This is a genomic window from Frankia sp. CeRuru1, assembly GCF_977966315.1.
On record NZ_CDWWEW010000209.1, the window covers coordinates 1 to 9,054 of the forward strand.

7 protein-coding genes and 1 pseudogene are annotated in these 9,054 nt (G+C 72.7%); all 8 read left to right on the forward strand.

The annotated features are described in order from the left end of the window. Nucleotides 1–78 precede the first annotated feature (78 nt). Nucleotides 79–510 (forward strand): division/cell wall cluster transcriptional repressor MraZ, encoded by a 432-nt coding sequence (gene mraZ, locus AC08OP_RS15290; protein ID WP_476614816.1) that lies wholly within the window; start codon nt 79–81, stop codon nt 508–510. A 223-nt stretch (nt 511–733) separates the two neighbouring features. Then, nucleotides 734–1,720, forward strand: coding sequence for a 16S rRNA (cytosine(1402)-N(4))-methyltransferase RsmH (rsmH, locus tag AC08OP_RS15295; protein WP_462203247.1), 987 nt, complete (start codon nt 734–736; stop codon nt 1,718–1,720). Further along, the gene (gene ftsL, locus AC08OP_RS15300) at nt 1,717–2,535 is read left to right on the forward strand and encodes a cell division protein FtsL (protein WP_476614817.1); all 819 of its coding nucleotides are present in this window, start codon (nt 1,717–1,719) and stop codon (nt 2,533–2,535) included. The genes rsmH and ftsL overlap by 4 nt, the downstream gene beginning before the upstream one ends. An 86-nt stretch (nt 2,536–2,621) precedes the next feature. Then, entirely contained in the window at nt 2,622–4,541 is a 1,920-nt protein-coding gene (locus AC08OP_RS15305) for a peptidoglycan D,D-transpeptidase FtsI family protein (protein WP_476614818.1), read from the forward strand. A gap of 106 nt (nt 4,542–4,647) precedes the next feature. After that, entirely contained in the window at nt 4,648–6,273 is a 1,626-nt protein-coding gene (locus AC08OP_RS15310) for a UDP-N-acetylmuramoyl-L-alanyl-D-glutamate--2,6-diaminopimelate ligase (protein WP_476614819.1), read from the forward strand. Then, the gene (locus AC08OP_RS15315; RefSeq protein WP_476614820.1) at nt 6,270–7,673 is read left to right on the forward strand and encodes a UDP-N-acetylmuramoyl-tripeptide--D-alanyl-D-alanine ligase; all 1,404 of its coding nucleotides are present in this window, start codon (nt 6,270–6,272) and stop codon (nt 7,671–7,673) included. The genes AC08OP_RS15310 and AC08OP_RS15315 overlap by 4 nt, the downstream gene beginning before the upstream one ends. A gap of 49 nt (nt 7,674–7,722) precedes the next feature. Beyond that, on the forward strand, nt 7,723–8,790 hold the full coding sequence (mraY, locus tag AC08OP_RS15320) for a phospho-N-acetylmuramoyl-pentapeptide-transferase (RefSeq protein WP_462188191.1): 1,068 nt from the start codon (nt 7,723–7,725) through the stop codon (nt 8,788–8,790). 4 nt (nt 8,791–8,794) lie between these two features. Then, nucleotides 8,795–9,054: pseudogene (locus tag AC08OP_RS15325) on the forward strand (UDP-N-acetylmuramoyl-L-alanine--D-glutamate ligase); the annotation flags it as partial.

The following is a 9,054-nucleotide window of genomic DNA, read 5'->3' on the forward strand; positions in this document are numbered from 1 at the left end:
GTGGGGGACAGCAGCTTACGGGTGACCGTCGCGGGGTGACCTGTCGTTGTCTTCCTCGCGGTGGCGAGGAGGTTGCCGGTGTTTCTCGGCAGCCACGCGCCGCGGCTCGACGACAAAGGGCGGCTGACGCTGCCCGCGAAATTCCGTGACGAGTTGGAGAGGGGGCTTGTGATCACCAAGGGGCAGGAACGCTGCCTGTACGTCTTTCCGATGGCGGAGTTCACCCGGATCAGCGAGTCCCTCCGCACTGTTCCGGTTACCGCAAAGGCATTGCGTGACTACAGTCGGGTGTTTTTCTCCTCGGCCGCGGACGACGTGCCGGACCGGCAGGGGCGGATCACGATTCCGGCTCCGCTGCGGTCCTACGCGGGCTTGATGCGCGACTGCGTGGTCAATGGGGCCAACACTCGGATTGAGATCTGGGATGCCCAGCGGTGGCAGACCTACCTGGAAAGCCAAGAGGAGAGCTTCGCCGAGCTGTCCGAGGAGGTCCTGCCCGGAGTGATCTGAGCTGCCCCGGGTTCATGGATCCGGGTGCTCCGCGGGCTCGCCACGCGCACCGTCCCTTCCGGCTGTCCCTTCCCCGGCGGCCGGCATCCGGGACGTACGCGAGGGCGGTCGACCTCGGTCACCCGACCCGGGCCCGCCGCCCGGTGGCTTCCGCCGATGAAGCCCCCATGCCCGTCAGTACATCTGAAGACGAGGTCCACGAGCGGTCGAGGGAGGCTCAGCACTGAACGCCACACATACGCCTGTGCTGACCGACCGTGTACTGACTTTGTTGGCCCCGGCCCTGCGGGTATCCGGAGCGATCGTGGTGGACGCGACGGTGGGTCTCGGTGGGCATGCCGCGGCTGTGCTCACGGCCTTCCCGCACGTACGGCTGGTGGGGCTCGACCGCGACCCCGACGCCTTGGAGCGCAGCGGCGAGCGGCTGCACGGGCTCGCCCCCGGCCGGGTGGAGCTCGTCCACGCCGTCTACGACGAGGTGGCCGAGATCCTGGACCGGCTCGGTCATCCGGTGGTGCAGGGCGTCCTGTTCGACCTCGGCGTGTCGTCGTTGCAGCTGGACACGGACGACCGTGGGTTCGCCTACTCCCGGGACGCGCCGCTGGACATGCGGATGGACCAGACGCGGGGCAGGACGGCCGCCGACATCCTCAACACCTACGATGCCGACGCGCTGACCCACATCCTGCGGGAATACGGCGAGGAGCGCTTCGCCCGCCGCATCGCCGGTGCGATCGTCCAGGCCAGGGCCGTCGCCCCGTTCGTCGCCTCGGCGCGGCTCGCCGATCTGGTACGCGACGCCATCCCGGCGCCGGCCCGGCGGACCGGCGGCAATCCGGCGAAACGTACCTTCCAGGCGTTACGTATCGAGGTCAACGCCGAGCTCGACGTGCTCGCCCGGGCGTTGCCCGCGGCCTTCGACGCGCTGGCCGTGTCCGGCCGGCTCGTCGTCCTGTCGTACCACTCGCTCGAGGACCGGCTGGTCAAGCGGCAACTGCGCGGCTATGCGGAGGCCTTGGTCCCGCCGGGCCTGCCGGTGGTGCCCGAGGGCGCGGGCCCCAGGCTGCGCTGGTTGACCCGAGGTGCGGAACCGGCGAGCGAGACCGAGAAGGCCGAGAACCCGCGGGCGGCCTCCGTCCGCCTGCGTGCCGTCGAACGTACCGCGCCGAACCCGGACCACACCCGGAAACCGACCGGAGGTGCATCGTGACCGCTCCCGCGCAGCCGCTCTCCCGCGCCGGGCGTTCCGCCCCCGCGCGGACCGGCTCTGGGCGGACCGGCTCCGGGCGGCCCGACTCCGGGCAAAGGGGCGGTGGGCGGACGACAAGCGCCCCGACCTCCTCGACGGGGCGGCCCGCGGCCCGCTCGGCCGGCGCGACCGCTCCGGCCATCGACCCGCAGCCGCGCCGGGCGCCGAGCCGGGCGCGGCTCGCGGTGGTCCGGCCGGCGCCGGGCGGGGGCCGCAAGGGTCCCTTCGTCGTGCTGCTGCTGCTCCTGCTGGGCGCTGGTCTGCTCTGCCTGCTGCTGCTGAACCTGGCGTTGATGGAGAACTCGTTCCAGGCCAACACTCTGCGCAATCGGGCGTCCGCGCTGGCGGACGAGGAACAGTCGCTGTCGGTGCGTGCCGACCAGCTCTCCGATCCGGCGTCGCTGGCCGCGCAGGCCTCCCGCTACGGCATGATCCCCGGCGGGGTACCGGCATACCTTCCGCCGGGCGCTCCGCTGCCCGTTGGTTCCCGGACCCTGGCCCGGGAACCGGGCAGCGGATCCGTCCTCATCGTCGTGCCCGCATCGCCCGGCCCGAGTCCGGCCGGCGGTCCCGGGAAGACCGGCGGTCCCGGGAAGACCGGTCAGCCAGCGGCCGGCGCGACGGCGGGTGGCACCACCGGTGCCGGCGGAACCGCCCACGCCCGCCTTCCCGCCACCGGGACGGACGGTGCCGCGCCCAATGGTGCCGCGCCCAGTGGTCCGGCGGCCGGTGGTGCCGCGATCGGGGCGGCGGGAAAGGCCGGAGCCGGGCAGTGAGCTCGACGCCCCCGGGCTCCCCCCGGCGCGGTCGCGGACGGCTACGCCTTGTTCCTCCACCGCCATCCTCCGTGTATGGCGGTCGGTTGCGGCGGGATGTCGACGATCCGGGTCGGGGGGCCGGCGACGGGCCCGGTGCGGACGAGTACGGCGACGAGGACCACGACGGCCGGTATCCGGACGGCCGGTATGCGGGCCGCCGGTATGTGGGCCGGCGTCCCGGTCGGGTCAGCCGGCCGCGGCACCCCCGGGTCCGTCGCGCCTACCGGCTGGGCAGCCCGCGCCGGCGGCTGCGGGTGTCCATCGTGCTCATGTGCGCGGTCCTCGGTGTCCTCGGGCTGCGCCTGACCCAGCTGCAGGGTTTCTCCGCCTCCACCTACGCGGCCCAGGCCGAGGCCCAGCGGCTGCGGACCATCGTGCTGCCCGCGGCGCGCGGCGCCATCACCGACCGGGCGGGCCACACGCTCGCGCAGCACGTCGAGCTGCGGGCCGTCTACGCGAACCCGACGAACGTCAGGGACATCGCGGGGACGGCCGCGAAGCTTGCGCCGGTCCTCGACGACAGCACCGAGGCGTTGCGCAGACGGCTCACCACCGACCCGGCCGACCACATCAAGTTCGTCTACCTTGCCCGCGGGCTCACTCCGGACGTGGCGGAGAAGGTCAGCGCCCTGGGGCTGCGCGGTATCGGCATCACCGAGGAACGCGGACGCACCTACCCGTCCCGCGAACTGGCCGCGAACGTCATCGGGTTCATGCGGCACGGCGATGGTGACATCCTCGAGGGCGGCGGCGGGCTGGAGCTGGCGTATGACAAGGTGCTGCGCGGTACCGACGGCCTTCGCCGGCTGGAGGCGAACCCGGCGGGCATCGAGATCCCCTCGGGCCAGAGCCGCGAGAAGGACCCGATCCCGGGTTCCTCGCTGCGCCTGACCCTCGAGCGGGACATCCAGTGGAACGCTCAGAACGCGATCGCCGACGCGGTCCATACCTCCGAGGCCGACGGCGGCATGGTCGTCGTGATGGACCCCCGCACCGGGGACATCCTCGCGATGGCCGACTCGCCGCAGTTCGACCCGAACAACATCACCGCCCGGGACACCCCGGCGCTGGGCAATCGGTCCACGCGGGACGCCTACGAGCCCGGCAGCGTCAACAAAGTGATCACGATGGCCGCGGCGCTGGACCGCGGTCTGATCACTTCCGAGACCCCGATGACCATCCCGCCTTCCATCACCCGGGGCGGGGTACGCATCGAGGACTCCGAGCCGCACGGCGTCGAACATCTCACCGCCGCTGGCGTCCTGGCCCGCTCCAGCAACATCGGCACCGTGGAGATCTCCGAGCGGGTCGGGCGGATCGGGCTGGAGCAGACGCTGCGCTCGTTCGGGCTCGGTGCCCGTACGGGCCTGAACTTCCCCGGCGAGGGCACCGGCCTGCTGCCGGCCGCCCGGGACTGGTCGGGCAGCCAGGCCGCCACCATTTCCTACGGGCAGGGCATGTCGGCGACGGCGCTCCAGATGGCCTCGGTGTACGCGACCATCGCGAACGGCGGTGTTCGCGTGACCCCGCGGCTCGTCGACGCCATCACCGGTCCGGACGGCGTCGTCAAGGTGATTCCCCATCCGCCTGGTCAGCGCGTCGTCAGCGCGCAGACCGCGGCCACGCTCACCCGGATACTCGAGGCGGTGGCGACGAACGAGGGCACGGCGCCGCTCGCCGAGGTTCCCGGTTACCGGGTGGCCGGCAAGACGGGCACCGCCAAACGGCCCGACCCGGTGCACGGCGGTTACCAGGGCTACGTTCCCTCGTTCATCGGGTTCGCCCCGGCGGATGATCCGCGGGTGGTGGTGGAGATCGTCCTGGACAACCCGAAGAAGGGTTACTTTGGCGGTCAGGTCGCCGCGCCCGTGTTCCAACGTGTCATGTCCTTCGCGTTGACCACCCTCGGCGTGCCACAGCCGATCACCAGGCCCGCACCGCTCCTGCTCGACCTGGACAGATGATCGCGATCCGCGCCGGGACGTGGCGGGCGGGGAAGGCCGGCTGGACCACCGCCGTGCTCGGGCTCCCGTGGGGATGGCCGTGCCCGCCCCCACTAAGGTCGTGACCGTGACCTCTCCGGCACCTCGACCGGCTGCCCCGCCCGCGTGTAGCCTCGCCGATCTGCGCGCGGTGCTCGCGGCCGCGGCGCCCGTCCCGGAGCCGGCGGCGTTCGCGGATGCGGGACATTCGCCGTCGGGCACGCGTGCGGGCACGGACACGGACACGGACACGGACGTGATCGTGCACGGCGTCACCCACGACTCGCGTGCGGTCCGGCCGGGCGACCTCCACGCGGCACTGCCCGGTGCCCACGCGCACGGTGCGGCCTTCGCGGCCGCCGCGGTGGCCGGCGGCGCCGTCGCCGTGCTCACCGACGCCGAGGGCGCCCGCCGGATCGCGGCCGTGCCGGCCGGCCCCCCCGGGGGAGTCCCGGTGCTTGTCAGCGACGATCCACGGCGCGACCTCGCCCCGGTGGCGGCGAGGATCTACGGTGATCCCTCCGCGGCGCTGCGCCTGCTCGGCGTCACCGGCACCAACGGGAAGACGACCACGGCCTTCCTGCTCGACGCCGGGCTGCGCGCCGCCGGCCACACCACGGGCCTGATCGGCACGATCGAGACCCGGATCGCCGACGAACGGCTGGGCTCCGCCCGCACCACCCCGGAGGCGAGCGACCTGCAGGCCCTGCTCGCCACGATGGTCGAGCGTGGCGTGGGGGCCGCCACGATGGAGGTGTCCAGCCACGCGCTGGCCCTGCACCGGGCCGACGCCCTGCACTTCGCCGGGGCCGTGTTCACCAACCTCAGCCAGGACCATCTGGACTTCCACTCCTCCATGGAGGACTACTTCGTGGCGAAGGCGTCCCTGTTCGACCCGGCCCGGACCGCTGTCGCGGTGATTGGCGTGGCGGACCGGTGGGGCCGCCGGCTCGCCGAACGGCATCCCGGCGCGATCACGTTCGCCGTCGAGGGGCCGGCCGACTGGACGGCCCGGGACGTCTCCTACGGGCCGACCGGCACGCTGCTGCGCGCCGAGGGCCCGGACGGGCTGCGGGTGGATCTGTCCGTGCCGCTGCCCGGTGCCTTCAACGTCGCCAACGCGCTCGGCGCGCTGGCGCTGCTCGTCGCCGTCGGGGTCCCCCCGGCCACGGCGGCGGCGGGGATCGGCTCCCTGCCCGGGGTGCCCGGCCGGATGGAGCGGGTCGACGCCGGCCAGCCGTTCCTGGCCCTGGTCGACTTCGCGCACACCCCGGGCGCGGTCACGACGCTGCTAGAGACGGTTCGCCCGCTGGTGAAGGGCAGGGTCATCGTCGTGCTCGGCTGCGGTGGCGACCGCGACCGCGGCAAGCGCCCGTTGATGGGGGCTGCCGCGGCGACACTCGCCGACATTGCGATCTTCACGAACGACAATCCGCGCTCGGAGGATCCGGCGGAGATCCTCGCCCAGATGCTCGCCGGGGTCACGGCGCTGTCGGCCACGGACTCGGCTACGGACTCGGCTACGGCTACGGTCCTGGTCGAACCGGACCGCGCCGCGGCCATCGCGGCCGCCGTGGCCGAGGCCGGGCCTCAGGACGCCGTCGTTGTCGCCGGCAAGGGTCATGAGCCGGGCCAGGAACAGGCGGGGGTGGTGACCCCTTTCGACGATCGGGTCGCCCTGCGCGCCGCGCTCTCCTCGGTGGAGAGGAGATGATCCCGCTGACCCTGGCCGAGGTCGCATCGGCGACCGGCGGCCGGCTCGACGCGGTGCCCGACCCGGGCGTCACGGTGCGTTCGGTCGTCGTCGACTCCCGCGAGGTCCGCGACGGCGCCTTGTTCGTCGCCCTGGCCGGCAGCCGGGTCGACGGGCACGACTTCGCCGCCGCCGCCGTCGCCGCCGGCGCGCCCGCTGTGCTCGCCGCCCGGTCGGTGGGCGAGCCGGCCGTCATTGTCCCCGATCCGCCTTCGGCGCTCGCCGCGCTCGCCGCGCACGTCCGTGACCTGGCCGCCGCCACCGTGGTCGCCGTGACCGGGTCGGCGGGCAAGACGACGACCAAGGACCTGCTCGCCGACGTGCTGGCCGGGCTCGCCCCGACGGTGGCCGCGCCCGGCTCGTTCAACAACGAGATCGGACTGCCGCTGACGCTGCTGCGCACCGAGCCGGACACGGCGTTCGTCGTCTTGGAGATGGGTGCCCGCGGCCCGGGGCACATCGCCACCCTCTGCGCGGTGGCCCGCCCGGCGGTGGGGGTGGTCCTCAACGTCGGCAGTGCCCACCTGGGCGAGTACGCCGACGGCCGGCTGGGGATCGCCGCGGCCAAGGGCGAGCTTGCCGAGGCCGCGAGCGAGGCCGTCGTGCTCAACGCCGACGACCCGCTGGTCGCGGCGATGGCGGCTCGGACGACGGCCGAAGTGATCACTTTCGGGGAGGGCGGACGGGCCGACGTGCGGGCCGGTGCCGTCGATGTCGACCGGCTGGGCCGCGCCTCGTTCGACTTGCTGGCGTACGGCGAGCACCACCGGGTGACCCTCGGGCTCGCCGGCGCGCACCAGGTGCCGAACGCGTTGGCCGCGGCGGCCGTCGCGATCCGGCTGGGGCTGTCCCCGGACCGGGTCGCCGCGGCGCTGTCCGCCGCCCGCCCGCGCAGCCGGTGGCGGATGGAGGTGACCACCACTGCGGCCGGGGTGGTGGTCGTCAACGACGCCTACAACGCGAACCCGGAGTCGATGCGGGCGGCGCTGAAGGCGTTGGTGGGCATGCGGGGGAAGGGCCGGGCGTTCGCGGTGCTCGGTCCGATGGGGGAACTCGGTGACGCCGCCGCCGCCGAGCACGACGTGCTCGGCCGGTTCGCGGTCCGCCTCGGGGTCGATCGACTGATCGCGGTGGGTCCGGCGGCCCGCCGCATCCACCTGGGCGCCTCGCTGGAAGGCTCCTGGGATGGGGAGTCGGTGGAGGTGACCGACGCCGACGAGGCGGTGGCCCTGGTGGCCGCGCAGGCCGGACCGGACGACGTGGTACTGGTCAAGGCCAGCCGGTCCTTCGGTCTGGAACGCGTCGCCGAGGCGTTGGTGACCAGATTCGGCGTCCTCGGCGCCGGGATCGAGGGGACATGACGGCGGACGGCTGGCTCCACACACGCGGACCCGCGCGGGTGACGCACGCGTGAGAGGCGTTCTTATCGCGGCCATGGTCGCGTTGGTCGTGTCGTTGCTGGGCACACCCTGGGTGATCCGGCTCTTCCGCCGGCAGGGATACGGCCAGGAGATCCGCGAGGACGGGCCGTCCAGCCATCTGACCAAGCGGGGCACCCCCACGATGGGGGGCACCGTCATCATCGTCGCTACCCTGGCCGGGTACTTCCTGGCCCACCTGGTGACCGGTATCGGGTTCACCGCGTCGGGTCTGCTCGTGCTGATGGTGATGACCGGACTCGGCCTGGTCGGCTTCCTGGACGACTACATCAAGATCCGTAAGCAGCGCAGCCTCGGGCTCACCGCCCGGATGAAGTTCACCGGGCAGGCCGCGGTCGCGATCGTCTTCGGCCTGCTGGCCGTCCGGTTCAAGAATGACGCCGGGCTGCTCCCCGGCTCGACGTACATCTCGATCGTGCGGGACACGAGCTTCTCCGTCGGCATCATCGCCTTTCCCCTGCTGGCCTGGATCATCATCGCCGCGACCTCTAACGCGGTGAACCTCACCGACGGCCTCGACGGCCTCGCGGCCGGCACCTCGGCGATGGTGTTCGGCGCGTACGTCATCATCTCCTTCTGGCAGTTCGGCAACCTGTGCGAGCCGCACGCGGCCGAGGCGGGCTGTTACCTCGTGCGTGATCCCCTTGACGTCGCGCTGGTCGCGGCGGCGGCGATGGGGGCCTGTTTCGGGTTCCTGTGGTGGAACGCCAGCCCGGCGAAGATCTTCATGGGGGACACCGGGTCGCTCGCGCTGGGCGGCGCCTTCGCCAGCATCGCGATCGTCAGTCGGACCGAGCTGCTTCTCGTCGTCCTCGGCGGCCTGTTCGTCATCGAGACCCTGTCCGTGATGATCCAGGTCGCGTTCTTCAAGGCGACGAGGAAACGCGTGTTCAACATGGCGCCGATCCATCACCATTTCGAGCTCGCCGAATGGCCCGAGACGACGGTGATCATCCGATTCTGGATCGTCTCGGGACTCGCGGTGGCCTTCGGCCTGGGCCTGTTCTACGCGGAGTTCCTCTCCCACGGAGGTGGCTGACGCCATGACGGGCGACGGCCAGGGCCCGGGCGACCTCGCGACCCCGACCTCCTGGGCGGGTCTGCCCGTGCTGGTCGTCGGGATCGGGGTCTCCGGGCTTGCCGCGGCTCGGGCACTGCTTGCCCGCGGCGCGCGGGTCCGGGTCGTCGACGCCGACGACTCCCCACGTCACCAGGGTGCGGCCGCGACGCTGCGGGCGCTCGGGGCCGAGGTGGACCTCGGCGGCCTGCCGGCCGATCCCGGGGACAGCACGCTGGTCGTCAC